Source organism: Streptomyces sp. IBSBF 2435 (assembly GCF_036815005.1).
Taxonomy (GTDB): domain Bacteria; phylum Actinomycetota; class Actinomycetes; order Streptomycetales; family Streptomycetaceae; genus Actinacidiphila.
Genome location: NZ_JAJSYW010000028.1, coordinates 51413 through 76988 on the forward strand (window position 1 = coordinate 51413; position 25576 = coordinate 76988).

Here is a 25576-nt window from a genome sequence, read left to right on the forward strand (position 1 = left end):
GCGGTGGGACCACCCAGGCTTCGCTGCGGACCGGGCCGGCCTTCGAGGCTTCCTCGGACTCATCCGTTCCTGCGGTGCCACGCCAGCCACGCGACAGCCACCACACCCGCGCCCACCAGCAGCGCCGTACGGTTCTCCCGCGCCAGCTGCGCGCCCTGAGCCGTCTTCTCCTGCAGTGGCTCGGGTGCCCTGTCCTCCCACACGCCGCCGACCTGGCCGGCCTTGGCGCGGACCTGGCCGGCGGCCTGCGCGGCCTTGTCCTTGACCTGGTCGGGAATCCTGTCCTGCACCCGGTGCCCGGTCTGCACCGCCTTGGACTTCAGCTCCTCGGCCTTGACCGCGGCCTGCCCCCTGACCTCGGCGGCCTTCACCGCGGCCTGTTCCTTGACCTCGGCGGCCTTCGCGGTGGCCTGCTCCTTGACCTCTGTCGCCTTGACCGCGGCCTGTTCCTTGACCTCGGCGGTCTTCTCCTTGGCCCGGGCCTTGACGTCGGCCTTGGCCGCCAGTTCCTCCACGGTCTGCCCCAGCTCGGCGCGGGTCTGCTCGACCTCCTTGCGCAGCTGCTCGGGGCTTGACGCGATCTGCTCGTCGTCCGGCTTGCTCATCGGTGGGCACTCCTCTTGATCTCGGCCACGTCTGCCTTCACGTTCTCGATCGTCTCCTGGGGCGCGGGCGGCGCCGCCCGGCTGACCTGCTTCTTCCCGGTCAGCGCCAGCACCGCGGCGACCGCGCCCAGCACCGCGGTGACGATCAGCGCCGCGGCCCACAGGGGCAACGGCACGGCCAGGCCGGCGATCGCGCTGGCGACCAGCGCCTGGAGCATCAGGAAGCCGACCAGCCCGGCGCCGCCGAACAGCCCGCCGCCCTTGCCGTAGCGCTTGCCCTTCTCCGTCATCTCCGCCTGCGCCAGCCTCAGTTCACCGCGCACAAGCTCGGTCAGCTGCTGCGAGGCCCGCTGGACCAGCTCGCCCACCGGCTCGGTCCCGGCAGTCCGCGTATCGCGGTCGAAGTCTGTGGTGTGCGGCTGTGCACTGGACATGTCAGTCACCTCCTACGCCGGCGCACCGATGGCGTCCGGCAGTCGATGTGCTTGCGGCTACCCCGGGCCGGACGGTTCAGCCCGGCGGACACGCCGAATGACCGAACCGGCCCGCCGGTTCACCGGCGCAGTTGCAGGACCGCGATGGCGGCGGGGGTGGCGGTGACCAGCAGGGTGGACATGCCGGACCGGTGGGTGCCGTGCAGGTGCGCGGTCACCACCTGGTCGCCGCCCAGTTGCGAGATCGGCTGTACGCGACTGGGCCGAATCGTGCCGGCGGCCTGGAAGAATTCCTCGTCCGCCCACCGGGCGATGGCCTCCCGGCCCCGTATTTCGCGGCCACCGTCATTCACGACGGCCTTTTCGGTGAAACACCGCCGGACGCCGTCCGCGCTGCCCGCGTTGATGGCGTCGACGAATTCACCGATGACGGTGGGGAGGTCGGTTTCGGGTTCGGCGGCCGTCTCGGCCGTAAACGATTCGGTGCTCATCCTTTTCTCTCTGCGTAGTCCGGACAGTCCGGAGGGGGAGTGGCGTGCGCGGGCGCCGGGCCCGCGGGCGGGGCCGTCCGACACGGGGACGGCCCCACCCGCGGGGGCCGGGGCCCGCCGGAGGGTCACACCCGGCGGTGGCGTCCGTAGTAGTGCTCGGTCTGCGCGCGGTGCTCGGGGTCGGTGAGGTGCATCTCCTTGTCGAACTTCGGAGCGTCCTTGATCTGCTCCTTCGTCAGGGCGATGAACACCGTCTGCTGGTCGAGGTCGATGGAGCTGATGGTGGCCGCGGGCAGCAGCACGTGCTTTCCGAAGATCCACACGCCGGCGTCGACCACGAGGTAGGACGAATCCACCTCCACGGAGTGCTTGTCGACCTTCCCGATGCTTCCGTCGGTCGCCTCGACCCGGAATCCGGCCAGGTCCGTGCCCTCGTTGTATCCGGCAGCCGGCTGGTGTGCCCACATGGAGTCAGTCACTGCATCCACTTTCCGTCGCGCGCGCAGCATTCCCCGCCCTGATGATTCGGCGGGGTCGATGCGCGAATGGAGATGATTCCCTTTACATGGATCGCGTGCCCGGAGCACCGGGTGACAAACTGCCCACCGGTGATCTTCCGCGACGATCGGGCACCCCAGCCGCGCGAGCGCGCGGCGCCGAACCGCGCGACGAGCAGCCCCGGGGCGCCGGAGACGTTGTTCCCGCGCCGGACGGGGAAGGCCGACCCGGGACGGAGAAGGGGCGGTGCCGCACGTGTTCGAGGACTTCACGACCGAACGAATCGCCGTGGGCGAGGCGACCGTTTTCGTCCGCCACGGCGGCGAGGGGCCGCCCGTGGTGCTGCTGCACGGCCACCCGCGGACGTCCGCGACCTGGCACCGGGTCGCGCCGCTCCTGGTCGAGCGCGGCTTCACCGTCGTCTGCCCCGACCTGCGCGGCTACGGGCGCTCGCGCGGCCCCGCGCCGTCCGCGGACCACGCGGCGCACGCCAAGCGGGCTGTCGCGAACGACGTCCTGGCGGTGATGCGCCACCTCGGCCACCCCCGTTTCGCCCTCGCCGGCCACGACCGCGGCAGCTACGCGGGTCTGCGGCTCGCGCTCGACCACCCCGACGCGGTGTCGCGGGTGGCCCTGATGGACTGCCTGCCGATCAGCGAGCACCTGTCCCGCATCACGGCGGAGTTCGCCACCCGCTGGTGGCACTGGTTCTTCTTCGCCCAGCCCGACGTCCCCGAGCGCGTCATCAACGCCGATCCGGACCGCTGGTACACGGGCGACCCGCACCGCATGGGGGAGGAGAACCACGCGGAGTGGCGCGAGGCCGTCCACAACCCCCAAGTGGTCCGCGCGATGCTGGAGGACTACCGCGCGGGCCTCACCGTCGACCTGCGGCACGAGGAGGCGGACCGCGCGGCAGGCAGGCGCCTGACGTGCCCCGCCCTGATCCTCTGGTCCACCCGCGACGACCTGGAGGACCTCTACGGCGACCCGCTTGCGATCTGGCGGGACTGGGCCGACGACCTGCGCGGACACGGCATCGACTCCGGCCATCACATGGCCGAGGAGGCCCCCGGCGCGGTCGCGGCGGCCCTCGGCGACTTCTTCCGCCGCTGAGCCTCTTCGGCCGACGGGCCTGCCCGGCGGGGGAGTCGGCGCCCGGGTGGCGCCGCCGGCCGGTGCGAGCCGCCGGCGCGGGTGAACGCGCGGGTGAACGGGACTGACTGGTCAGGCGATTCGGGGGCAGCCGAACAGCGGGCAGCCAGCCCGCCGCCGAACGCGCCGAAGGAGCAGCCGATGGCCGATGCCGACCCGCGGAGCACGGACCGGCCGGTGGCGGCACAGCTCGCCCACGGTGCCGGGAAGGCCTTCCGCTGGCTGCCCTACGCCCACTTCGCCGAGCTGTGGCCCGTACCGGCGGGAGTGCCCGCCTTCGCGGAGCACTCCGGCGCGGCGCCGTGCCCGCGGGCCGCGGCGGTGACCGCCGTGGCCGGTGCGCAAGTCCTGGCGCTGGCGGGGATCGCGGCGCTGGCGCTGGTGGCGCCCGTGTGGACGTCGGCGCTGATCGTCGTGGGCGCGCTGGTGGCTGTCGCCACCGTCGTCCGGACGCCGGCGAGGACGCCCGCGGTGCTACCCGCGGCGCGGATCCACGGCCTCGGCGCCGATCTGCCGGCGCCGGCACGAACCCGGGTGCCGGCCGGCACGGCCGGCTCACCGGTGCGATAGGACGCGACAAGAATCGAGGACGTCATGAAGACCGCGGCAATCGCCTACAAACCGGTGGGCCTTGCGCTCGGAGCGGCCAGCGGCATGGCCGCCGGGCTGCTGTTCCGGCAGTGCTGGAAGCTCCTGGCGCACGAGGACGACGCGCCCGACGCCACCGACGAGGACCGCGGCTGGCCGGAGATCCTGGCCGCCGCGGCCATGCAGGGCGCGATCTTCGCCGTGGTGAGGGCCGCCGTCGACCGCGGCGGCGCCGCGGCCGTGGAAAGGCTGACGGGCCACTGGCCTGACTGAGTTCCGGCCCGTGCTCCGGCCCCGCCGGCTGCCGGGCCGCAGCAGCCGCCGGGGCCGGCCAGGGCGTCAGGGCGACGCCGCGGCCGGTCCCGGGGTCCACCGCCTGCCGTTCGAAGAGCCAGTCCACCAGCAGCCGTACCCGGCCGTCGAGCAGCCGCTCCTGCAGTCCCTTGACCTGGTTGAAGGCGGTTCCGCTGCCACAAGGTCTGGGGCCAGCCGCCGAGCAGGATCAGCGGTTCACCGGCGCCGCCCTCGACGTAGTGCAGGCGGACACCGTTGGCATCGATCCGCAGTCCTGCACCATCCCGACGCCGACCGGATCGAGCTGGTCCACGTGCTCGCGGCCCTCGGGCACCCCGTCCGGCTGGAGATCGTGCGTGCCCTCGCGCCGGGGGAGGAGGCCTTCTGCGGCGCGATCCTGCCCGGGGTTCCCAAGTCGTCGCTGACCCACCACTGGCGGGCCCTGCGGGAGAGCGGCGTGATCCACCAGCGCCCCGCCGGGCGGCGGCTGTACCTGAGGCTGCGCCGCGAGGATCTCGACGGCCGCTTTCCCTGCCTGCTCGACCTGGTGCTCGCCGAGGCGGGGACGTAGGCGCGGCGGACCTGGCGCCTTCGGCGGTGTTTGGGGTGCTCTGCGCGGGGCAGCCGACACCAGGGGCTGAGGAGGACGTCGATGGAATTCTTCGAGGGTGAGTTGCCGGATCCCTCGACGCAGGAGCTGCCGATAGCCGGGTACAACCATTTGCCGCGGCTCGGCCTTGAGCGTCGCACCAGCGAACTAGGGCGCGAGCAACTGGAGGTGCTGCTCCGCTACGAGCGGGGCCACCGCGACCGCACCCCGGTCGTCCGGCTGATCACGGCCCGGCTGCGCGGGCTGCGCGAGCGTCATCGCCGCGGGCACCCGGAGGGCGGCTACGGCCGCCCCGCCGCTTAGACCCCGCGTCCCGTCGTCCGGTATGCGCACGCCCGGCAGGGCGACCTGGTGCGGCAAAGGCGACATAAGCTCGCATATGGGCGAAAATCGGGATGAATGCCCCGCGCCTGCCGACGCGGCGACCGATCCGAAGAACCAGGAGTCGCACATGGAGCACCCCCGTGGTTCCGGCCCGCCGTCGGCAGTCCTCTTCGACGTGGACGGCACCCTCATGGACACCGTCCACCTGCACACCGTCGCGTGGTGGGAGGCGCTGCGCCAGGGCGGGCACCAGGCCACGATGCCCGACATCCACCGGCGTATCGGCATGGGGAGCGACCACCTGCTCGACGCGCTCCTGGGCGAGGACCGCGACCACGACGGCGACGACGCCCTGAGCGCCGCGCACGACACGCTGTACGGCCAGTTCTGGTCGCGGCTGGCACCGCTGCCCCGGGCCACCGACCTGCTGCGGGCCTGCGCGGAGCGCGGTCTGCGGGTGGTGCTGGCCTCCTCCGCGTCGTCCGACGAGGCCGAGGTGATGGTCGAGGCGCTGGGCGCCGCCGACCACCTCTACGCCGTCACCACCGCCGACGACGTCGAATCGAGCAAGCCGGCCCCCGACCTCGTCGCGCGGGCGCTCGACCGGGCCGGCGTCCCCGCCGAGCGCGCCGTCTTCGTGGGCGACGCGGTGTGGGACGCGCAGGCCGCCGCCAAGGCGGGTGTGCGCTGCCTGGCGGTGCTGACCGGCGCCTTCGGGCGGCAGGAACTCCTGGACGCCGGCGCCGAGGAGGTCTACGACGACGTGGCCGCGCTCCTCGATGAGCTGGACGCCGGCGCTCTGCGCGGCATCGACCCCTGACCACCCCGATCCAGCGGAACACCCGTGCCGGGAAGGACCGTCATGACCACTTACGGATATTTCCTCTCCTCCGAGGAATTCACCCCGGCGGAACTGCTGGACCAGGCCCGGATGGCGGAACAGGCCGGATTCGAGGCGCTGGCGATCTCCGACCACTTCCACCCGTGGAACGACCAGCAGGGCCAGGGCTCTTTCGTGTGGTCCATGATCGGGGCGCTCTCCCAGGTCACCCCGCTGCCCGTCACCACTCTGGTCACCTGTCCGACGGTCCGCCTGCACCCGGCGGTCAACGCGCAAGCCGCCGCGACGGCCGCGGTCCTGACCGGCGGGCGGTTCCGCTTCGGGCTGGGCAGCGGCGAGGCCCTCAACGAGCACATCCTCGGCGACCCGTGGCCGGAGGCGCCCGAACGCCTGGAGATGCTCGAAGAGGCCGTCGAGGTGATCAGGAAGCTCTTCACGGGTGAGCGGGTGAGCCACCGGGGGACCCATTACCGGGTCGAGAACGCCCGCCTCTACACCGTCCCGGAGGAGCCCGCGCCGCTCTACATCTCCGGCTTCGGGCCGCAGGCCGCGGCGCTGGCCGGCCGCATCGGCGACGGCTTCGTCACGATGCAGCCCGACACGGACCTGGTCGAGCGGTTCCGCCGGGCCGGCGGCGGAAGCAAGCCGGTCATCGGCGGCCTGAAGGTCTGCTGGGACACCGACAGGGATCGGGCGGTCAAGACCGCGCACCGCCTGTGGCCGAACGAGCAGCTCCCGGGTGAACTCGCCCAACTGCTTCCCACCCCAGCGCACTTCGAGCAGGCCTCCACCCTGGTCACCGAGCAGATGATCGCCGACGCGCTCACCTGCGGCGACAAGGCCGCCGACCACCTCGACGCGGTCGGCGCCTACGCGAACGCCGGCTTCGACGAGGTCTACGTCAACCAGATCGGCCCCGACCAGAAGCAGTTCTTCGACTTCTACCGCACCGAGGTCCTGCCCGGCCTGCGCGCCTAGCACGGCCCGTCGCCCGGCGCGGCGCTCTCTGCAGCGGGGCGTCAGGCGCGAGGGGCGGCCGGGGCGGCGGCTTCCAGGTCGGTGACGCTGCCCGACATGATCGTCCGCACATGCTCGGTGATGTGCTCCGCGGGCCAGTCCCGCCAGACCACCGCCGGGGGCTGTCCGGGCGTCGGAGGGAGCACCGTCGGGTCGGCGGGTACAGGCATGGCGGGCGGTTCCTCGTGGCCTCGGCGGCAGCGGTCCGTCCCATGATCACAGCACCGCCCAGGGCGAGACACCGGTTCCACGGCGCGAGGCGGGCCGCCACGGGCGCGCCGGGTCCCGCTGTCCTATTCCGGGAGGGCCGCCAGCGGCTCCGCTCCCACCTGCCCGACCATCGAACGCGCCCGCCGCCGGGCCAGGCCCCACCAGTGTCCCCGGGCCGCGTGGGCGGTGTGCTGGTGCTCCGGTACGGATGCCGCCTCCGCCGCGGGCTCGGCCACGGGTTCCGCCACGGGCGCCGGCTCGGCCGGACCCCAGGCGCCGGAGCCGTACCAGGAGGCCACCTCGGCGGCAGCCGGGCGCCGCGCCGGATCCTTGGCCAGCATCTCCAGCAGGAAGTGCTCGACGCCGGGCGGTATCCCGGCACGCAGCTCGCTCGGCGCGACGGGCGGCGTCTCGACATGCCGGCGCAGCGCCGCCAGCGCGCTGTCCTCGGTGAACGGCGGTCGCCCGGTGAGGAGTTCGTACAGGACGCAGCCGAGTGCGTAGATGTCGCTCGCGGGCCCGGCTGCCCGGCCGAGTACGCGTTCGGGGGCGATGTACAGGCTGGTGCCCAGCACCTGGCCGGTGAGGGTCAGGGCGACCGCGGAGTCGTCCAGCAGACGGGCTATGCCGAAGTCGGCGATCTTGACGGTTCCGTCCTGCGCCACGAGCAGGTTGGCGGGCTTGATGTCGCGGTGGACCACGCCGTGCTGGTGGGCGGCTGCCAGCCCGCGGCCCACCTGGGCGCCGATGTCGGCGATCCGGGCCGGGGCCATGGGGCCGTGGGCGGCGAGTTCCTCCGCCAGGTTCAGGCCGTCCACCAACTCCATGATCAGATATGCCGCGTTGTCGTCGACCTCGTAGTCGTAGACGGTGACGACATGCGGGTCGCCGATCCGTGCCGCGGCCCTGGCCTCCACGCGGAAGCGCTCGCGGGCCACCTCGTCCGACGCCGCGGACGGCAGGACCTTCACCGCGAGGTCGCGGTGCAGAAGCTCGTCGTGCGCCCGCCAGACCTGTCCCATCGCGCCATGCCCCAGCGGTTCGTCCATTCGGTACCGTTCCGCGAGCAGCACGAAGGTCCCTCCTCGGTCGCCTGTGACGCCGGCGCCGCGGTGCCGGCACTGCACGCGTTCCCCGTCCGGCGGCAGGTATGGCAGTGGTGTGCGATGTATCGCGCGCCGGTTCGAAACCACCCGGTCAGGCGCCGCGGTCGGGGCGGGCCTCGGCGGCCGGTGGCGACGCCGACTCTACAGGGCGCGGGCCGCCCCGCGCCCGCCGGCCGGCCACCGGGGGCGGGGCCAACGGGCGGCGGGACGTGGCCAGTTGGTCGGCGAGGGCGAGGAGCACGGCCAGCGTCGTGGCGCCCGCGGCCAGCAGCAGCAGGGTGCGCCCGCCCAGCCCGGCGGCGGCGCCCGTGGCGGCTGTTCCGACCGAGGTCAGCGCGACTTTCAGGCCCGCGCTGGTGACGAAGACCTGCGCCCGCGCTCCGGGCGGGGCGTAGGCCGACCGTGAGGCCAGGGTCGAGGTGAAGGACAGCGCGTTCGCCACCCCGACCAGGACGAAACCGGCCAGCGCGGTGCCGTACGTGGGCGCGCACGCGGCCAGCACGGTGGTGCCGGCCAGCAGGGCGAACAGCCGCCGCGCCCAGACCTCGGGATCGCCGCGCAGCGGCACTGCCGTCACCAGGAGCGAGCCGGCCAGGCTGCCGAGGCCGAGGGCCGTGGTCAGCACCGCCCCGGCCGCCGGGTGGTGCGCGAGGTGCGGCCCGTAGGTGGTGGCGATGACGGGGAGTGCGCCCAGTTCCAGCGCCGAGACCAGGGTGAGGATGGTGACGCGGCGCAGCGCCGGGTGGCGGAAGAGGAGGGAGATGCCCTCCCGGACGCTGGGCGTCGGTGCGGTGCTCCGGCCGTCGGGGCGGTCGTGCGGGAGGGTGATGGTGATGCCCGCCGCGCCGCCGGCGGCGACGCACAGCGCGAGGAGCGCCTCCCGCGGCCCGGTGAGCGCCGCCGCGCCCGCCACCAGGGCCGGACCGAGGGTGCCGCCGAGCCCGTAGGTCATGGCGTCCCAGCCCTGCGCGCGGCGCTGCGCCCGTTCGCCCGCCCCGGCGAGGGCGGCCAGCCGGCTGCTCAGCCCGCCGGTGAGCAGCGGGCCGCAGCATCCGGCGACGGCTGTCGTGCACAGCGACACCCCGAGCGGGACCCGGCCCACCGACAGGGCGGTGCAGGCGAGGGCGACGGCGTAGAGGACGAACGCGCCCGCGAGCAGCCGCCGGCTGTCCCGCGCGCGGTCGAGCCGGTGCGCCAGCCACGGGCCGAACAGGTGCGGTGCGGTCAGCGCCGCCGCCAGGAGTCCGCCGGCCGCCGCCCCGCCTCCCGCGTGGCGGCTGGTGTCCAGGGCGAGCAGGACGATTCCCACCGTCGCCCCGCTGTCGGCGCCGCGGACGAGCAGCGCGGCCAGGAAGTACCGGACGAGGCCCCGGGCTTCCTTGCGGCGTGCACGCTGCGCAGGCGCTCCGGCGCTCGCGGATTCCACTGCGCGACTCATCCCTCCGGCCGCCTGCATGACTGCCGGAGTACCTTCCCGCGAGGAGGCGCGCGTACTCCCGGTGGAGCGGCTCCCGGGGCTGCGGCGGCGCCGCGCCGTCCCCGGGCTCCGCACCACCTGACCCGGAGGCGTCAGCCGCCGTAATCGCCCTGTATAGCGGTTATACCGCTTTCGTTACATGGTATAGTTTTTGCCAAGTCCTTACGTTCCCCCCGGGTGGACCGTCCCCCCGCGGTCGTGGGGGCGCGGCGGTCGCGTATGTACGGAAGAGGAGGTGGGCACGCCATGGGACAGGACTTTCCCCTCCCCGCAGGCGCACCCGCGGTCCTCCGGGCGGTGCCGCCGTATGTTCCCCAGGCTGCGCGGGTGGACAACGCGGCCCGGGACGCCGTACCGGATACGGACGGCCCTGCCGCGCGCGACTGCTGACGATGCCGGGCTCCCGAGGGGGGCCGGAGCAGGAACACCGCAGCGCGCCTCTGCGCTGGGCCGTACGACACCGACCATCGCGGGCATGCCGGCCACGGCTTCCGCGTTCCGCCGGCACCTGCGGCCGGCCGGTAATTCCCCCAACCGCGTCCCGATGGAGCACGCCCATGGAGCAGACCGCTCACGCCCGTATGACTCCCCTCCCAGGGGTCGGCGCCCGCTACGACATGAAGACCGAGTCCGGACGGCATCTGTCGCTCGTCGTCCACCAGGACGGCCGGAGGTTTCTGGCCTTCCACGATCCGGTGGACGACGACAGCTGCAAGGACGCGACCTCGCTCGCGCCCCACGAGGCCACCGCGCTCGCCAAGCTGCTGACGCCCGACCCGGTGCGGCACCTCCAGCAGCACCTGGAGATCGACCTCGTCACCGAGCACGTCCCGGTCACCAAGCGGTCGCCGTACGCCGGGCGGACGCTCGGCGCGACGCAGGCACGTACCCGCACCGGCGCCTCCATCGTCGCCGTGCTCCGGCGGACGTCCGCGGAACCCTCACCCGCACCCGACTTCCGCCTCGCGGCCGGCGACACCCTCGTGGTCGTCGGCACACGCGAAGGCGTCGGCGCCGTCGCCGAGCTGATCACGGGAGGATAGAAGCCAGTGCACAGCGCTTCCGACATGCTCATCGAACTCGGCGCGATCATCCTCGCCCTCGGCATCCTCGGCCGCCTCGCGGGACGTGTCGGCTTCTCGCCGATCCCGCTCTACCTCCTCGCCGGACTCGCCTTCGGCAAGGGCGGACTGATCCCGCTGCACGCCAGCGAGGAATTCGTCGCCACCGGCGCGGAGATCGGCGTCGTCCTGCTGCTCCTCCTGCTCGGCCTGGAATACAGCGCCTCGGAACTCGTCACGAACCTCAAGACGCAGTATCCGTCCGGCATGGTCGACTTCGTGCTCAACGCCGTGCCGGGCGCCGTCGCCGCCTTCCTGCTGGGCTGGGGGCCCGTCGCCGCCGTCGCCCTGGCCGGAGTCACCTGGATCTCCTCCTCGGGGGTGATCGCCAAGGTGCTCGGCGACCTGGGCCGGCTCGGCAACCGCGAGACACCCCTCATCCTCGGCGTCCTGGTCCTGGAAGACCTCTCCATGGCCGTCTACCTGCCGATCCTCAGCGCGCTCCTCGCGGGCGTCAGCCTGGCCGGCGGCACCCTCACCCTGCTGATCTCGCTGGGCACGGTCGGCGTCGTCCTCTACGTCGCCCTGCGCCACGGCCGTCTGATCAGCCGCGCGGTCTCCTCCGACAGCGCCGAGATGCTGCTTCTGGTCGTCCTCGGCCTGACGCTCCTCGTGGCCGGTGTCGCACAGGAACTCCAGGTCTCCGCCGCCGTGGGCGCCTTCCTGGTCGGCATCGCCCTGTCCGGCGAGGTCGCCGAAGGCGCCCGCAGCCTCCTCACCCCGCTGCGCGACCTGTTCGCCGCCGTCTTCTTCGTCTTCTTCGGGCTGAGCACCGTCCCGGCCGACATCCCGCCCGTCCTGGTCCCCGCGCTGATCCTGGCCGTCGTCACCATGCTGACGAAGATCGCCACCGGCTGGTACGCGGCACGGCGGGCCGGCATCAAGACCGCGGGCCGCTGGCGGGCAGGCGGAACGCTGGTCGCGCGCGGCGAATTCTCCATCGTCATCGCGGGCCTGGCGGTCGGCGTCGAACCCCGGATCGGCCCGCTGGCCACCGCGTACGTGCTGATCCTCGTCATCCTCGGTCCGCTCACCGCCCGCTGGACCGAACCCGCCGCCGGCGGGCTCACCCGGCTCGTCCGCCGCCCCGCCCCCGTGGCGGCGCCGGCCCCCGCGCCGGAACCGGTGGACGCGACCGCCCCGCGCACGTGACGCAACGGGCACCGGAGGCAGGACATGGCCGATACGGAGATCCCCAGGGAACTCCTCGACGGTTACACCCGGATCCTGGCCACGGTCACCACCACCGGCCGGCCGGCGCAATCGGCCGCTCTGCTACAGCCCGCGTCCTGGTGCCGCCACGAGCAGACCGGCCTTCCGCCTGCCGACGGGCGACCGGGTTCGGCCCGCGGCCCGGCGGCCGGCCGTGCGGGCACGGGCTCCGGCGGTCAGGGGCGACCTCTGCTCGTACGCCGGGTCACCGGGGGCCGGGCGGGCGGTTCAGCCGCCAGACCACGTTGATCCCGCTGCCCGCCGGGGCCGCGGGCGGCGTTGCCTGTTCGCTCCCGACTTCGGTGAAGCCCAGCCGGCGCGGTATCGCGGCGCTGGGGGCGTTGGCCAGGTCGTGCGCGATTTCCAGGCGATCCACATCCGGCAGCGTGAACATCTCGGTGACCACGGCCGCCGTCGCCCTCGTGGCGATGCCCTGGCCGGTGGCGGCGGGGTGCAGCCAGTACCCGATGCGCCGGCTCCGCGGCTCGGGCACGCGGTAGGTCTGGCACATGCCGATGGGGGCGCCGTCCTTGACGATGGCGTAGTTGTACACGTCGCCGCTCTCCCACGTCGACTCGGACTTCGCGAGGAAGTCCCGGGTGCTCTCCTCGCTGTGCTCGGCGGCCCACGGTGCCCACGGGCGAAGGTGGTCCCGGGACTCCGCGATCAACGTGAACGCCGCGGCGAAGTCGCTCTGCTCCCAGCGTCGCAGGACGAAGTCTTCGCACTCGATGATCTGTCTCGGTCGCTCCATGACGCCCATGATTGTTTCGCGGAACGGCTCGCCGCAACGTGGGTATGGCGGAGGCGGCCCTGACGTCGGCCCGGTGCTGCCGGCGCGCTCCCTGCCTCTCACCGGCGGTGACGGGAATGCACCGGCAGCAGGCCGGCCACGACCTCAACACGTCGCTGGACAACGTCGACTTCCCCGTGACCGGCGCCAGGCAGGGCGCCCCCGTAGCGGCAAGCCGCCACGGCCACCCCGTGGTGCCCTTCTCCCCGGGATTCGGCGCGATGCGCGAGCTGTGCACCGCGCTGGTCGAGGATCTCGCCGGCCACGGCTCGCCGTCGAACGCGCCTACCTCCGCGCCTTCTTCGACCTCCACCTGCGCGGCCAGGACGATCACCTGCTGTCCGAGCCGTCCCCGCGGTATCCGCACATCCGGTTCACGCGCCGGACCGGAATCGCACGCCCGGCCGCGCGGCGCCCCGAACGGGTGCCGCGCCCCGTTCGCCCGCAGGACCGGGACCGGGACCGGCGACTACGCCACCGCCAACGACCTCGGCGTCGCCTGGACGACCCGGCGGACGCCCCTGGTGCTGGCCGTACGTTCCACGAAGGCCGCCAAGGACGCCCCCGCGGACGAGGCGCTGCTCGCGGACACGGCCCGCGTCCTGGCCCGCACCCTGGCACCCGGCGAGTAGGCCCCGCGCGCCGGTCACGCACGGTCGTCGCGGCCGGGGCTCAGCCGACCAGCAGGACGAGCTTTCCGCGCACGTGGCCGTCCTCGCTGACCCGGTGCGCCTCCGCGACCTCGGCGAGCGGGAAGGTCCGCGCGACCGGGAGCGAGAAGCGCCCGGCCTCGACCAGCGCGCCGATCCCGGCGAGCGCGTGGACCGCGCGGCCGGTATCGCCACGGCTGAACGTCACCCCGTGCTCCTGGGCGCCGGCGAAGTCGGCGATCGTCACGACGTGCCCAGGACCGCCCGCCAGCTCGATCAGCTCGGGCAGCACGCCGCTCCCGGCGACGTCGAGAGCCAGGTCGACACCGCCGGGCGCGAGCGCGCGAACCCGCTCGACGAGCCCCTGGCCGTAGGCGACGGGCTCGGCGCCCAGCGAGCGCAGGTACTCGTGGTTGGCGGGGCTTGCGGTGCCGGTCACGCGCGCGCCGCGCGCCACCGCGAGCTGAACCGCGGCGCTGCCGACACTCCCGGAGGCACCGTTGACGAGCAGGGTGCTGCCGCTGCGAACGCCGAGCTGGTCGAGCGCGCGCGTGGCCGTCTCGATGGCGGCCGGCAGCGCGGCGGCGCCGGCGAAGTCGAGCGACGGCGGAATCGGCGCGTAGTACGACAGCACCGCCAGCTCGGCCTGGGCCGCCCCCTCGACGCAGAAGCCGAACACCCGACCGCCGAGTGCCACGTCCGCCACGCCCTCGCCGACCCTGTCGACCACGCCCGCCGCCTCGTAGCCCATGGTCTGCGGGAGGTCCTGCTCCATCTGGCCCTCGCGCTTCTTCCAGTCGCTCGGGTTGACGCCGGCCGCCCGCACCGCGATCCGGACCTGCCCGGGACCCGGATGCGGATCGGGCAGGTCCACGATCTCCAGGACCTCGGGTCCCCCGAACCGGCTGTAGCGGGCTGCCTTCATCATGTGCTCCGGTGTCGGCTCAGGGCGTCGTGCTGCTTGCCGCGTGTTCGACAGCGCACGCTGCCCGATACGAACACCGTACGTGAAGCCGCTCCGGAACAGGGTGTGCCGCCCGCCCCCGTCCGTGCCGAGGATGTACACCTCGCACGCGAACGCGGTGTGCGGCAGCGCCGGCACCGCTGCCGTGAGGACTCGCCCGCGTTCGACACCGGAGTGCGGGGCGCCGCGCAGCCGGAAGCCGATGTCCTCGCCCGTCCTGCCGCCGTCGGGCGTCAGGAGGTGTTCGCGGGTCTGCGGCGTCGGCCAGTCGGTCACGGCGACCACGGGGGCCGCGCCGTCCATCCGCGCGGCCCCCGTGGTCATGTTCTTGACGTAGTCGGCGTGCCCCGGGCGGTCGGCAGGGGCGTAGCGGCGGGGCGGCCGGGTCCGTCCGGGCGGGCGGGGCGTCAGTCTTCGCTGGCGGGTGCGGGCGAGTCGGTGAGCACTCCGCTGACGTTGCAGCCGCTGTTCTGCTCGGGGCTGCCGATGGGGATGACGGAGCCGATCAGGGCAGCGCCGCTGCCGCAGGTCGCCGAGCCGGACAGCCCGGGGCCGTCGTCGGCAGCGGCGATGCCAGCCGTTCCGGCGGTGAAGAGGGCGGCCGCGGCGAGAGACACGGCGGTGCGGACGATTCTGCGCATGGGCGGGATCTCCTTCGATGGGGGCGTGACCTCATGTATCCCGGACCGGCCCGCCCCGATCCGCACCGGCCGGGGCGGTCACCCGGAAGGAGCCGCGGTGCCACCTGTGGGACGCAGTCGTCGTACCGGAGCCCCGGTCCGGTGATCAGATCGACGCCTCGCCGGTCAGCGCGGGCACGGCGCGCGGGCGCGGCACCATGAGCGGGTCCTCCAGGGCCGCCACCAAGGCAAAGGGGAAGCGGCTGAGCTCAAAGCAGAGTGCGACGTCATCAGGACGGACTCCTTGGCGCACGCCCTCCGTCAGCTCGGCCGCGGCACGTGATTCGGCAGCCCGGCGCAGGAAATTGAGCAGCGTCCGTCCCCGCCCCGCCGAGGCACCGTGCGCCGCCGCGGCCTGCGCCGCCGCACGCGCAGTTGGTCCAGACCTATTGACGAGTGGTCGAGACCAATTTACGATCCGGGCCACCAAGCCCTGTGAGTGCGCGACGACACCACGAGGAGCACGACATGATCGGTCGGAGGCTACGTCTGCTGGGAATCGGTCTCACCATGGCCTTCCTCGCACAGATCCCGGTCGCCGCGGCGGCCCACGCCGCGCAGGGGGCGGCGCCCGCGGCCGACACCTGCGCCGCCAAAGCGAGGCCCTCGGGCAAGGTGCTCCAGGGATACTGGGAGAACTGGGACGGCGCGGCCAACGGCGTCCATCCCGGGCTCGGCTGGGTCCCGATCACGGACAGCCGGATCGCCGCCCACGGCTACAACGTCATCAACGCGGCCTTCCCGGTCATCAACTCCGACGGCACCGTGCTGTGGCAGGACGGCATGGACACGGGGGTGAAGGTCGCCACCCCGGCGGAGATGTGCCAGGCCAAGGCGGCCGGGTCAACGATCCTGATGTCCATCGGCGGAGCGGCGGCCGGCATCGACCTCAGCTCCAGCGCGGTCGCCGACCGCTTCGTGGCCACCATCGTGCCGATCCTGCAGATGTACAACTTCGACGGCATCGACATCGACATCGAGACCGGCCTTGTCGGCAGCGGCAGCATCACCACCCTCTCCGCCTCGCAGGCCAACCTGGAGCGGATCATCGACGGCGTCCTCTCCCGGATGCCCGCGGGCTTCGGCCTGACGATGGCCCCCGAGACGGCGTACGTCACCGGCGGCAGCATCGTCTACGGCTCGATCTGGGGCGCGTATCTGCCGATCGTGAAGAAGTACGCCGACAACGGCAAGCTCTGGTGGCTCAACATGCAGTACTACAACGGCAGCATGTACGGCTGCCACGGCGACTCCTACGAAGCCGCCACGGTGGCCGGATTCACCGCGCAGACGACCTGCCTCAACACCGGCCTGGTCGTCCAGGGCACCACGATCCGCGTCCCGTACGACAAGCAGGTCCCCGGCCTTCCGGCCCAGCCCGGCGCAGGCGGCGGCTACATGACGCCAGGCCTGGTCTCGCAGGCGTGGAATTCGTACGGCAACGGGCTGAAGGGCCTGATGACCTGGTCGCTCAACTGGGACGGGTCGAAGAACTGGACCTTCGGCAACAACGTCAAGGCCCTCGAAGGCCGGTGACCCCCGCGCCCGCCTGCCCGCCTGTCGCGGGCGGGCAGGCGGGCGCCGCCCGGACGGCTGCGGAAGCAGGGTCAGCGGGGGGCCGCGATGCTCACCGCTTCGGTGGGGACGCAGCACGCCGCGCCGGACGGGTCGGGCGCGGTCGCCGCGTAGCCGTGGGCGACCTAGGTCTGACCGGTGGGGTAGCGGCAGGTGACCGCGGCCGCGTAGGTGCCGGTGCCGCACTGGACGTATCCCTCGCCCGGGTAGTTGTCGGTGCTGCTGTGGATCCACCCGGTCCACGAGGCGCAGCCGGTGACGCCCGTCCCCGGCGGGTCCGCCACGGCCTGGACGGTCTCGGCGCCGAAGGCCGCGCCGGCCCTCAGGCGGGCGGCGCCGTCTTGCGCAGCAGGTCGATGAACGCCCGCATCCACGTGGGGTGGTCGGGCCAGGCGCGCGCGGAGACCAGGGCGCCGTCCACCACGCCGTCACCGTCCTCGTACTCCGCCCCGGCGGCGGCGACGTCGGGTTCGAGCGCGGGATAGGCGGCGGTGCGCCGGCCGGACAGCGCGCCGGCCGCGGCCGTGACCAGCGGGCCGTGGCAGATCTGGGCGACCGGCTTGCCCTCGGCGAAGAAGTGCCCGACAATCCGCTGCAGATCCCGGTTGTTGCGCAGGTATTCGGGCGCGCGGCCGCCCGGGATGACCAGGGCGGCGTAGCCGGCCGGGTCGACCTCGTCGAACGCGAGGTCCGCCGGCCAGGTGTAGCCCGGCTTCTCGGTGTACGTGTCGAAGCCGTCCTCGAAGTCGTGCACCACGAAGCGCAGCTTCTTCTTCGCCGGCGCGGCGATCTCGACCGCGTAGCCCTCCTCCAGCAGCCGCTGGTACGGGTACAGCACTTCCAGGGATTCGGCCGCGTCCCCGGTCACCAGAAGGATCTTCACCGCCATGGTGCAGGTCCCCTTCGTCTCGTCCGCTCCTCGGCGCCCCGCTCCCGGCGCCCTTGTCACCACGATGCCCCTTTCCGCCCGGAACAACGCGTCCCGGCGCGCGGATCGGGACGGGCCGCATCGCGGGACGAGCGGTCCCGCGCCGCCGGGCAGTCATGCACCGGACCCGTGCCGCGGGGCGCGGGCAGCGCCGGCACGTCCTTGCGGGCTCCTGGCACCTTCGAAACACCACCCTTTTCCCGCGCGTCGCACGCGTCCGCGCGGCGGTGGTCTGCGGAAGTATCGACGGCGGGGCAGGCGGCGTTCCCAGGAGCGCCGGAGCCCGGTGTGCCCGACAACCCGTCCGGCAGAAGGGTGTGCTGTGCCTCGTTCCGACGTCGTCATCGTGGGCGCCGGCGCGGCCGGGCTGAGCCTCGCGTACCGGCTGTGCGGCCCGGCGGACGGCGCCCCCGTACGGGTCGTCCTGGTCGACGCTCCTCCCGGCCCGCTGCGCCCGCCACCGCGCACCTGGTGCTTCTGGGAGCCCCCGGGCGGCGAGTTCGACGACGTGCTGTCCGCGTCCTGGCAGTGGCTGCGCGTACGGGGCAGGGACGGGACGGGGACGGTCACCCGGCCTGCCCCGCTGCGGTACAAGATGCTCAGGTCGGACGCCTTCGAGTCGCTGGTCGAGCGGCGCCTCGCGGCCTGCCCCGGATTCCGCCGGGTGACGGCGACCGTGACCGAGGTCGGCGACGCGCCGGACGGCGGCCGGGTCGTGGCGCGCGGCGAGCGGGGCGACCGGGTCGTGCTGCACGCGCGGTACGTCTTCGACTCGCGGCCGCCGCGCCGCCTGCCGGCGGCGCGCACCACGCTGTTGCAGCACTTCACTGGCTGGTTCGTGGAGACCGAGCGGCCCGTCTTCGATCCGGCGACGGCGGATCTGATGGACTTCCGCACCCCGCAGCCGGCGCACGGGCTGTCGTTCGGCTACGTCTTGCCGCTGGGCCCGCGTACGGCACTGGTGGAGTACACCGAATTCTCCCGCGCGGTCCTGGGCGCCGCGGGTTACGCACGCGCGCTGCGCCACTACACAGGGCCGGTGCTGGGCATCGGCGCGCACCGGGTCACGTCGGTCGAACGGGGAGTCATCCCGATGACCGACGGCCGCTTCCCCGGCCGGGCCGGCCGCTCGGTCTTCCGGGTCGGGACGGCAGGCGGGGCCACCCGGCCGTCCACCGGCTACACGTTCGCGGCCGTGCAGCGGCAGAGCAGTGCCATCGCCGCACAGGTCCGCGGCGGCGGGCGGTTCCGGCTGCCGCCGCCCTACGGGGCATGGCCCCGCGCCATGGACGCCGTCATGCTGCGGGCGCTGGACACCGGCCGCGTGGACGGCGCGGACTTCTTCGCCGGCCTCTTCCGCGCCGTCCCGGGGACCCGCCTGCTGCGCTTCCTGGACGGCACGACCCACCGGTACGAGGACGTCCTCGTCGGGCTGCGCACACCGGTGGCCCCGATGCTCAGGACGCTCCTGGAACTCCCCTTCGTAGCCCGGCGTGAGACGCCGGCCGCCGCGGGGTGGGGCGCCCGGCCCTCCGGCGCCGCCGCATGCCCAGAACAGGAGAGGAACGCCCCATGACGCTGCTGCGCGACCACGACCTGTCCGCCGCCTTCGACCACGGTTCGCTCGCCTACGACCGGCTGGTGGCCGTCAACCCCGGCTACCACCGCGATCTGCGGCGCTCGGCCCGCAGGCTCGGGCTGGCCGACGGCGGTCGCGGGCTGCGCCTGCTCGACCTCGGCTGCGGCACGGGAGCTTCGACGGCCGCGCTCCTGGCCGCCGCCCCGCACGCGGAGATCGTCGCCGTGGACGCCTCGGCCGGCATGCTGGAACGCGCCGCGGCCAAGCGCTGGCCGGCAGGTGTGACCTTTGTGCACGCGCCGGTCGAAGCGATGGAAGGGCCGTCGGCGCACGGCCGTTTCGACGCCGCTCTCGCCGCGTACCTCTTCCGCAACGTCAGCGATCCCGACCGGGTGCTCGGCGCCGTCCGTGAGCTGCTCCGGCCGGGCGGGCGGCTCGCCGTCCACGAGTACGCGCTCGGCGACGGCCGCGCGCCCCGGGCCGTGTGGTCGGCGGTCTGCGGCGCCGTCGTCGTACCGGCCGGGCTGCTGGCCGGCGACGCGGCGCTCTACCGCCATCTGCGCCGCAGCGTACTGGAGTTCGACACGGCCGCGGGCTTCGCGACCCGGCTGCGGCGGGCCGGGTTCCGCGCGGTACGGGCGCTGCCGCAGCCCGGCTGGCGGACCGGCATCACGCACACCTTCGTCGCCCGGGCGCCGGGCGCGGCGGGGGAGCGGGCATGAGGTACGGCAAAGCGGCGGCGGGCGGCCGGCGGGGCCGCGACCGGCGGGCGGCAATGATCGCGGCGCCCGCGGGCCGGGACCGCTTCCCCGGTCAGGCGCCCGCCGTAGCCGTGGTCGGCGGCGGGATCGCGGGCCTGGCCGCGGCGACGCTGCTGGCCGAACGCGGCGCGCACGTCACGCTGCACGAACGCGAGGAGAGCCTCGGCGGGCGGCTCGCGGGCTGGCCGACGAAGCTCGCCGACGGCACGACGGTCACCATGAGCCGCGGCTTCCACGCCTTCTTCCGGCAGTACTACAACCTGCGCGGTCTGCTGCGCCGGGTGGATCCCGGACTCGACGCGCTGACCAAGCTGCCCGACTACCCGCTGCGGCACAGCGCGGGACTGTGCGACAGCTTTGCCCGGGTGCCGCGCACCCCGCCCCTGTCCGGCCTCGGGTTCGTCGCGCTCAGCCCCACGTTCGGCTGGCGCGACCTGATCCGGATGAACCCGCGCGCCGCGCTGCCGCTGCTCGACGTGCGCGTGCCGGAGGTGTACGACCGGCTCGACGCGGTGGCGGCGGACGACTTCCTCACCCGTATCCGGTTCCCCGAGGCCGCCCGCCACCTCGCCTTCGAGGTGTTCTCCCGGAGCTTCTTCGCCGACCCCCACGAGCTGTCGGCGGCCGAACTGGCGCTGATGTTCCACATCTACTTCCTGGGCTCCAGCGAGGGCCTGCTCTTCGACGTGCCGGGTGAGCCGTTCCCGCAGGCGCTCTGGGATCCGCTGGGCCGCTATCTGGAGGGCCACGGGGTAAGGGTGCGCACCGGCTCGGCGGTGGAGCGCGTGACGCCGGTGCCCGGCGGCGGACTCGACGTCACCGCCGGCGGGCGGACCGCGCGCCACGACGCGCTCGTCCTGGCGCTGGACACCGGCGGGCTGCGCGGCGTGGTGGCCGCCTCACCCGAACTGGGCGACGCGGACTGGCGCTCCCGCGTGGCCGCCCTCAGGACCGCGCCGCCGTTCCTGGTGTCGCGCCTGTGGCTGGACCGGCCGGTGGCGGCGGGCCGCCCCGGGTTCCTCGGCACCAGCGGCTACGGCCCGCTGGACAACATCAGCGTGCTGGACCGCTGGGAGGGCCAGGCCGCCGGCTGGGCGCGGCGCAACCGGGGCGCGGTGGTCGAACTGCACGCCTACGCGGTCCCGCCCGGCGCGGCCCGCGACGCGGTGCAGTCGGCCGCTCTCGGGCAGCTGCACCGGGTCTACCCGGAGACGCACGACGCGCGGATCGTGGACGCCCGGCACGAATGGCGGGCGGACTGCCCGCTCTTCCCGGTCGGCGGCTACCGGCACCGGCCGACGGTGCGTACGCCCCACCCCTCGGTCATGGTGGCGGGCGACCTGGTCCGTACCGAACTGCCGGTGGCCCTGATGGAGCGGGCCGCGACGAGCGGATTCCTTGCCGCCAACGCCCTGCTGACGGGCTGGGGGGTACGGGGCCAGACGCTGTGGACGGTGCCGCCCGGCGGGCGCTCGGCGACGCTGCGCGGGCTGGCCGCGCTGGGCTCCGACCGGGCATGAAGGGCCGCGGGCTGGCCGCGCTGGGCTGAGACCGGGCCTGTCCCGGCCTGTCCGGGCACGTCCCGGCCTGTCCCGGTACGCAGAGGTCCGCGCGCCGGCGGCCCCGCTCCGGTCAGCCCGGGAAGCGGCCGCTGCTGCGCAGTTCCCAGCGGCGCTCCGCGTACGCGAGGTCGTCACGCCACAGCCGTCCGGCGGACGCCCGCATCAGCGGGCGCAGCAGGGGCGCGGCGGCGCGGGCCACCGCGAATCCGCGCCGGCCGGAGGCGGCCAGGACCGCCTCCGTCACGGCGGTCCTCGGTCTGCCGTCGCGGCCGGGCCCGAGCGGTGTGGCGTGCGACTCGACGACGGACCCCAGGCCCTCGCCCTCGGTGATGTGCATGACGACCGTCCGGGGCTCGGGCGCGGTGAACAGCGCCCGCACCGGCACCACGATCCGGCCCGCGAGCTTGAAGGACACCTCGACGGCGAAACCGTCCGCACCGCCACCGCCACCGCCGCCGCCTGACGGCGTGCCGGACACCGTCAGGTCGACGAAGGAGTACGGGTGCAACCACGCGCCGTGCCACGGGTCGAGCCGGTTGGCCACGACGTCCTCCGGCTCGCACACACCGACGCCTTCGTAAACGGCGTCGACCGCGTCCCGCACGCGGGGGCGCGGCGGCACGACGGGGCGCTCCAGCGGAGTCTCGCCGCCGGCCCGGTCCAGGCGCACCCAGGCCAGGACCCCGTCGTCATGAGCGGGAAGCGGTTCCCACCCGGCGACCGGTCCGCCGTCCAGGGCCAGCCCGTGCCAGTGGCAGACGAGGGTGCCGCACCGGACGCGGCCGTCGCGCAGCGGTGCCCCCAGGTGCGGGCAGACGCCGGGCCCCGCACGCAGGCGGCCGGCGGCATCGCGCCAGGCCACCACCTCGTTGCCGGCCACGGTACGGCCGATCGGCCGGCCTGCGGTGAGGGAGCGGGAGGCGCCGAGGACGTACCAGTTGCCCGACGGGCGGGCCAGGGCGCGTTCCAGGGCGCCGGCGATGATCCCGGGCTTCGCGTCGCGCCAGGTGGGCCGCTGGCGCTCCCACGGCACGGGGGCGCCGCGCAGCCGCAGCGGGACGCGGCCCCGGCCGGCGCGGTCGTCGCCGGTCATGCCATCTCCTCCCGCGCTGCAGGGGCGAGCGCCCCGGAGGGCGCCGCGGACGTCCTGGCGGCGCGGGCCGGCCGGGCGCGGACCGGGCTCGCGCCGGCGGTGCGGGCCTGGACCCGGGCCGCGAGGACGCGGACCAGTCCGTCGAGCGCCACCGCGGCGCGGCGGGTGCGGGGGACGACGGCCCGCCGGTGCAGGACGCGGTAGCCGTCGTCCTCGATGGCGTCGAGGATGCCGCTGTAGAGCACGAACGCGGTGCGGACGCAGGGGCGCGAGACGGGCGCGAGCAGCGCGATCCCCGGCAGCGCGGCGCGGTAGACGCCCCGGTTGTGGGCCGCGGCGGCCCGCAGCGCACGGGTGATGCGGGCGTCGGGCCGGCCGGTGGCCCTGCTCCACAGGAGGCGTTCCCTGTCCACCCCGTGCGCGGCCAGCAGGTCGGCCGGCAGGTAGAGCCGGCCGCGGTCGAGGTCCTCACCCACGTCCCTGAGGAAGTTGGAGAGCTGGAAGGCGACGCCGAGGGCCGCCGCGTAGGGCTCGGCGTCGCCGCGCGGCCCGACGGTGCCCAGGACGGGCAGTATCTGGAGCCCGATGACGGCGGCCGACCCGTGCATGTAACGGCCCAGTTCCTCGTACGAGGCGTAGCCGGTGACCGTCAGGTCGCTGCGCATCGAGGCCATGAAGTCCGTGAAGTGCCGGTGGTCGATGCCGTAGACGGCGGCGGTGTGGGCGAGCGCGCGGATCACCGGTTCCCGGCAGGCGCCGCGGCGCAGCCCGTCGTCGAGGCGTTCCTGGAGACCGCCGAGGGCGGTGGCGCGTTCCTCCGCGGTGGCGCCGCTGTGCAGATCGTCCACGATGTCGTCGGCCCACCGGGCGAAGCCGTACAGGGCGTGGACCGCCGGGCGGCGCTCGACCGGCAGCAGCCGGGTCGCGAGGAAGTACGTCTTGCCGTGCCGCGCGTTGAGCCGGCGGCACTCGCTGTACGCGGCGCGCAGGGCTAGCTCGTGGATGCCTGCCGCGTCGAGTTCGCGGGCGGTCATGCCAGAGCGCCTTCCGCTGCTTCCGGCGCCGCCACCCCGGCGGCGCGCGGCACGGCCCGCGGGGATGTACGCACGGCGCGGGGGCCGGTGATCCGCGCGGCGGCCAGCTTCCCGGAGATGAGAACGGTCGGCACCCCCACGCCGGGGGTGGTGCCGCAGCCGGCGAGCACGGCGTTCTCCGTGCCGCGCACGAGATTGCGCGGCCGGAAGGGCCCGGTCTGGGGGAAGGTGTGGGCGGCGGAGAAGGGCGTGCCCGCCGCGTGTCCCTGGGCTGCCCAGTCGGCGGGGGTGACCAGGCACTCCTGCTCGATCGCCGAGCCGAGTCCGGCCATCCCGCGCTGTTCGAGCGTGCTGAGGACGCTGTCGCGGTACTCCGGCGCCAGCTGCCGCCACTCCCGGGTGTCCGGTCCGACGTCGGTGTTCGGGCAGGGCGCCAGGACGTAGTGGAGGTGCTTTCCCGCGGGCGCCAGGCCCTCGTCGGTCGCGGTCGGCCGGGTGATCAGCAGCGAGGGGTCGGACATCAGCGATCCGTGGGTCAGCTCGTGGAAGGTCTGCTGCCAGGCCGCGCCGAACGAGATGGTGTGGTGGGCGAGACCGGGCCAGGTGCGGTCGGTCCCGGCGTGCAGGACCACCGCGGAGGGCGAGTGCCGCAGCGCGAGCGGGCGCAGCGGAGCCCGGCCGAGCAGCCGGTAGCTGACGGGCAGATCCGGTGTCAGGACCACGGCGTCGCAGGGGAAGCGCCCCTGATCGGTGACGACGGCGGTGATCCGGTCCCCGGCGCGTTCGAGCCGGGTGACGGTGTGTCCGTACCGGAAGTCGGCTCCCGCCTCGGCGGCCGAGGCGGCCATCGCGCGCGGCAGGGCGTGCATGCCGCCCCGGGGGAAGCAGACCCCGGCGATGGTGTCCATGTAGGCGATGACCGCGTACGCGGCGAGGGCGCGCGACGGCGGTACTCCGGCGTACAGCGCCTGGAAGGTGAAGACCCTGCGCAGTCGCTCGTCCGTGATGAAGTGCCCGATGCGTGCGTCGAGCCGGGCGAATCCGCCGAGGGCGGCGAGCCGGGCGAGGTCGGGGTGGAGCAGCTGGAGGGGGGAGTCGAAGTTGGCGTCGATGAAGCGGCGCATCTGCACCGCGTGGAGGCGTGTCAGCCAGACCCGCAGCCGCCGGTAGCCGGCGGCCTCCCGGGCGCCCCCGAACCGCTCGATCTCGGCTTCCATCGCCGCGGCGTCGGTGTGCACGTCCAGGTGCGATCCGTCGGCGTACCTGGCCCGGTACGCGGGATGCAGGGGGAGCAGCTCCAGCCGGCCGGACAGGCTGTGGCCGACCGCGGCGAAGGCCTCTTCGACCAGGTCCGGCATGGTCAGCACCGTCGGTCCTGTGTCCATGCGGTAGCCGCCGCGCTCCAGCAGCCCGGCCCGGCCGCCGGGCAGCGGATCGCGTTCCACCACCGTGACCCGCCGGCCGGCGCCGAGCAGGTGGAGGGTGGCGGACAGGCCCGCGAGCCCGGCGCCGATGACCACCACATGGTCGACTGGTCCCTTCACGGTCCTTACGGGGCGGTCCCTCCTCCGGTCGCGGCCCTGAGCGAGGACGCCGGGGCGCCCCGGCCGGGCTTCGCTGCTTCGGGAACGTCCTCGTGCGCCCCCGGGCCGGGAGACGATCCGGCGACGCTGCGCAGCAGCCCGAGCAGGCGGTGTCCGGGTTCTGCTTCCACGCCGGCCCGGTCGAGGTGCCGCTCGGCCTGCCGCATGAGCCGGTCGGCCCGGGCCTCGACATCGGCACGCGCCCCGGTGGCCACGAGCGCTTCGCGTACGTCGGCAAGGGCGGCTTCCGACAGATCGGCGCGGCCCACCGCGGCGTCGAGCAGGGACCGGGTCCGCTGGTCCCGCCGTGGGGGGGGGGGGGGGCGGGGGCCGGCGCGCCCCTAGGTGGGTTTTGTCTCCCAGACGTCCCCACCCCACGCCCTCCCCCTCA

29 protein-coding genes and 2 pseudogenes are annotated in these 25576 nt (G+C 74.1%); 14 read left to right on the forward strand and 17 right to left on the reverse strand.

Features of this window, described 5'->3' with window-relative positions; all coding sequences use genetic code 11:
• Positions 1-59: 59 nt before the first annotated feature.
• The 4 genes from V7E46_RS08120 to V7E46_RS08135 all read right to left on the reverse strand — a co-directional run bounded on the left by V7E46_RS08120 (position 60) and on the right by V7E46_RS08135 (position 2009).
• The gene (locus tag V7E46_RS08120; protein WP_333767782.1) at positions 60-605 is read right to left on the reverse strand and encodes a DUF3618 domain-containing protein; all 546 of its coding nucleotides are present in this window, start codon (positions 603-605) and stop codon (positions 60-62) included.
• Positions 602-1039, reverse strand: coding sequence for a phage holin family protein (locus V7E46_RS08125; RefSeq protein ID WP_333767783.1), 438 nt, complete (start codon positions 1037-1039; stop codon positions 602-604). The genes V7E46_RS08120 and V7E46_RS08125 overlap by 4 nt, the downstream gene beginning before the upstream one ends.
• A 119-nt stretch (positions 1040-1158) precedes the next feature.
• The gene (locus tag V7E46_RS08130; protein WP_333767784.1) at positions 1159-1530 is read right to left on the reverse strand and encodes a YybH family protein; all 372 of its coding nucleotides are present in this window, start codon (positions 1528-1530) and stop codon (positions 1159-1161) included.
• Positions 1531-1655: 125 nt separating this feature from the next.
• Positions 1656-2009, reverse strand: a complete 354-nt coding sequence (locus V7E46_RS08135) for a PRC-barrel domain-containing protein (RefSeq protein ID WP_333767785.1) — start codon at positions 2007-2009, stop codon at positions 1656-1658.
• A gap of 274 nt (positions 2010-2283) precedes the next feature.
• Here V7E46_RS08135 and V7E46_RS08140 point away from each other — a divergent pair, with 274 nt between their 5' ends.
• From V7E46_RS08140 to V7E46_RS08170, 7 genes are all read left to right on the forward strand, one after another.
• The gene (locus V7E46_RS08140) at positions 2284-3144 is read left to right on the forward strand and encodes an alpha/beta fold hydrolase (protein WP_333767812.1); all 861 of its coding nucleotides are present in this window, start codon (positions 2284-2286) and stop codon (positions 3142-3144) included.
• 180 nt (positions 3145-3324) lie between these two features.
• Positions 3325-3753, forward strand: coding sequence for a hypothetical protein (locus V7E46_RS08145; protein WP_333767786.1), 429 nt, complete (start codon positions 3325-3327; stop codon positions 3751-3753).
• A gap of 24 nt (positions 3754-3777) precedes the next feature.
• Positions 3778-4044 carry a DUF4235 domain-containing protein gene (locus V7E46_RS08150; protein ID WP_329171686.1) on the forward strand — a complete coding sequence of 89 codons (267 nt, stop codon included), beginning with the start codon at positions 3778-3780 and terminating at the stop codon, positions 4042-4044.
• A gap of 295 nt (positions 4045-4339) precedes the next feature.
• Positions 4340-4636, forward strand: a complete 297-nt coding sequence (locus tag V7E46_RS08155; RefSeq protein ID WP_333767813.1) for an ArsR/SmtB family transcription factor — start codon at positions 4340-4342, stop codon at positions 4634-4636.
• A gap of 81 nt (positions 4637-4717) precedes the next feature.
• Positions 4718-4978, forward strand: a complete 261-nt coding sequence (locus tag V7E46_RS08160; protein ID WP_333767787.1) for a hypothetical protein — start codon at positions 4718-4720, stop codon at positions 4976-4978.
• Positions 4979-5126: 148 nt separating this feature from the next.
• Positions 5127-5819 (forward strand): HAD family hydrolase, encoded by a 693-nt coding sequence (locus tag V7E46_RS08165; RefSeq protein WP_333767788.1) that lies wholly within the window; start codon positions 5127-5129, stop codon positions 5817-5819.
• Positions 5820-5861: 42 nt separating this feature from the next.
• Complete coding sequence (locus V7E46_RS08170; protein WP_333767789.1) at positions 5862-6818, forward strand: TIGR03557 family F420-dependent LLM class oxidoreductase; 957 nt, start codon at positions 5862-5864, stop codon at positions 6816-6818.
• A 41-nt stretch (positions 6819-6859) separates the two neighbouring features.
• Here V7E46_RS08170 and V7E46_RS08175 read toward each other — a convergent pair.
• The 3 genes and pseudogenes from V7E46_RS08175 to V7E46_RS08185 form a co-directional block, all read right to left on the reverse strand.
• Positions 6860-6973: pseudogene (locus tag V7E46_RS08175) on the reverse strand (antibiotic acetyltransferase); the annotation flags it as partial.
• A 177-nt stretch (positions 6974-7150) separates the two neighbouring features.
• Positions 7151-8116, reverse strand: coding sequence for a serine/threonine-protein kinase (locus tag V7E46_RS08180; RefSeq protein ID WP_333767790.1), 966 nt, complete (start codon positions 8114-8116; stop codon positions 7151-7153).
• A 148-nt stretch (positions 8117-8264) separates the two neighbouring features.
• Positions 8265-9599 carry an MFS transporter gene (locus V7E46_RS08185; protein ID WP_333767791.1) on the reverse strand — a complete coding sequence of 445 codons (1335 nt, stop codon included), beginning with the start codon at positions 9597-9599 and terminating at the stop codon, positions 8265-8267.
• Positions 9600-10207: 608 nt separating this feature from the next.
• Between V7E46_RS08185 and V7E46_RS08190 the strand changes: the two genes are divergently transcribed.
• Together V7E46_RS08190 and V7E46_RS08195 are read left to right on the forward strand one after the other, a co-directional pair.
• Positions 10208-10693 (forward strand): cation:proton antiporter regulatory subunit, encoded by a 486-nt coding sequence (locus V7E46_RS08190; protein ID WP_333767792.1) that lies wholly within the window; start codon positions 10208-10210, stop codon positions 10691-10693.
• 24 nt (positions 10694-10717) lie between these two features.
• On the forward strand, positions 10718-11923 hold the full coding sequence (locus tag V7E46_RS08195; protein WP_443054088.1) for a cation:proton antiporter: 1206 nt from the start codon (positions 10718-10720) through the stop codon (positions 11921-11923).
• A 265-nt stretch (positions 11924-12188) separates the two neighbouring features.
• Here the strand turns inward: V7E46_RS08195 and V7E46_RS08200 are convergent, their stop codons facing one another.
• On the reverse strand, positions 12189-12737 hold the full coding sequence (locus V7E46_RS08200) for a GNAT family N-acetyltransferase (RefSeq protein ID WP_329171639.1): 549 nt from the start codon (positions 12735-12737) through the stop codon (positions 12189-12191).
• Positions 12738-12853: 116 nt separating this feature from the next.
• On the opposite strand from V7E46_RS08200, the gene V7E46_RS08205 reads away from it, so the two are divergent.
• The gene (locus V7E46_RS08205; RefSeq protein WP_333767794.1) at positions 12854-13408 is read left to right on the forward strand and encodes a hypothetical protein; all 555 of its coding nucleotides are present in this window, start codon (positions 12854-12856) and stop codon (positions 13406-13408) included.
• 40 nt (positions 13409-13448) lie between these two features.
• Here V7E46_RS08205 and V7E46_RS08210 read toward each other — a convergent pair whose 3' ends face one another.
• From V7E46_RS08210 to V7E46_RS08220, 3 genes and pseudogenes are all read right to left on the reverse strand, one after another.
• Complete coding sequence (locus V7E46_RS08210) at positions 13449-14351, reverse strand: NADP-dependent oxidoreductase (protein ID WP_333767814.1); 903 nt, start codon at positions 14349-14351, stop codon at positions 13449-13451.
• 285 nt (positions 14352-14636) lie between these two features.
• A pseudogene (locus tag V7E46_RS08215) lies at positions 14637-14852 on the reverse strand (GTP-binding protein); the annotation flags it as partial.
• Complete coding sequence (locus V7E46_RS08220) at positions 14798-15031, reverse strand: hypothetical protein (protein WP_333767795.1); 234 nt, start codon at positions 15029-15031, stop codon at positions 14798-14800. The gene V7E46_RS08220 and the pseudogene V7E46_RS08215, both read right to left, overlap by 55 nt.
• 507 nt (positions 15032-15538) lie before the next feature.
• Here V7E46_RS08220 and V7E46_RS08230 point away from each other — a divergent pair.
• Entirely contained in the window at positions 15539-16606 is a 1068-nt protein-coding gene (locus V7E46_RS08230; RefSeq protein ID WP_333767796.1) for a chitinase, read from the forward strand.
• Between the two features lie 164 nt (positions 16607-16770).
• Here the strand turns inward: V7E46_RS08230 and V7E46_RS08235 are convergent, their stop codons facing one another.
• A complete protein-coding gene (locus tag V7E46_RS08235) occupies positions 16771-16929 on the reverse strand; it encodes a hypothetical protein (RefSeq protein WP_333767797.1) in 159 nt (52 codons plus the stop codon).
• 38 nt (positions 16930-16967) lie between these two features.
• Positions 16968-17534, reverse strand: a complete 567-nt coding sequence (locus V7E46_RS08240; RefSeq protein ID WP_333767798.1) for a DJ-1/PfpI family protein — start codon at positions 17532-17534, stop codon at positions 16968-16970.
• Between the two features lie 361 nt (positions 17535-17895).
• Here V7E46_RS08240 and V7E46_RS08245 point away from each other — a divergent pair, with 361 nt between their 5' ends.
• Genes V7E46_RS08245 through V7E46_RS08255 form a run of 3 tightly spaced genes read left to right on the forward strand, consistent with a single transcriptional unit; the run spans position 17896 to position 21433 of the window.
• Positions 17896-19149, forward strand: a complete 1254-nt coding sequence (locus tag V7E46_RS08245) for a lycopene cyclase family protein (protein WP_333767799.1) — start codon at positions 17896-17898, stop codon at positions 19147-19149.
• Positions 19146-19874 carry a class I SAM-dependent methyltransferase gene (locus V7E46_RS08250; RefSeq protein WP_333767800.1) on the forward strand — a complete coding sequence of 243 codons (729 nt, stop codon included), beginning with the start codon at positions 19146-19148 and terminating at the stop codon, positions 19872-19874. The genes V7E46_RS08245 and V7E46_RS08250 overlap by 4 nt, the downstream gene beginning before the upstream one ends.
• A complete protein-coding gene (locus V7E46_RS08255; RefSeq protein WP_333767801.1) occupies positions 19871-21433 on the forward strand; it encodes an FAD-dependent oxidoreductase in 1563 nt (520 codons plus the stop codon). The genes V7E46_RS08250 and V7E46_RS08255 overlap by 4 nt, the downstream gene beginning before the upstream one ends.
• A gap of 112 nt (positions 21434-21545) precedes the next feature.
• On the opposite strand, the gene V7E46_RS08260 is transcribed toward V7E46_RS08255, so the two are convergent.
• From V7E46_RS08260 to V7E46_RS08275, 4 genes are read right to left on the reverse strand one after another with little or no spacing between them, the layout of a single operon-like run.
• Positions 21546-22568: a DUF5914 domain-containing protein gene (locus V7E46_RS08260; protein WP_333767802.1), complete on the reverse strand. Its 1023-nt coding sequence runs from the start codon at positions 22566-22568 to the stop codon at positions 21546-21548.
• On the reverse strand, positions 22565-23602 hold the full coding sequence (locus V7E46_RS08265; protein WP_333767803.1) for a phytoene/squalene synthase family protein: 1038 nt from the start codon (positions 23600-23602) through the stop codon (positions 22565-22567). Before V7E46_RS08265 ends, V7E46_RS08260 begins: the two co-directional genes overlap by 4 nt.
• Entirely contained in the window at positions 23599-25146 is a 1548-nt protein-coding gene (locus tag V7E46_RS08270; protein WP_333767804.1) for a phytoene desaturase, read from the reverse strand. The genes V7E46_RS08265 and V7E46_RS08270 overlap by 4 nt, the downstream gene beginning before the upstream one ends.
• Positions 25147-25151: 5 nt before the next feature.
• Positions 25152-25454 carry a hypothetical protein gene (locus tag V7E46_RS08275; protein ID WP_333767805.1) on the reverse strand — a complete coding sequence of 101 codons (303 nt, stop codon included), beginning with the start codon at positions 25452-25454 and terminating at the stop codon, positions 25152-25154.
• Between the last annotated feature and the right edge of the window lie 122 nt (positions 25455-25576).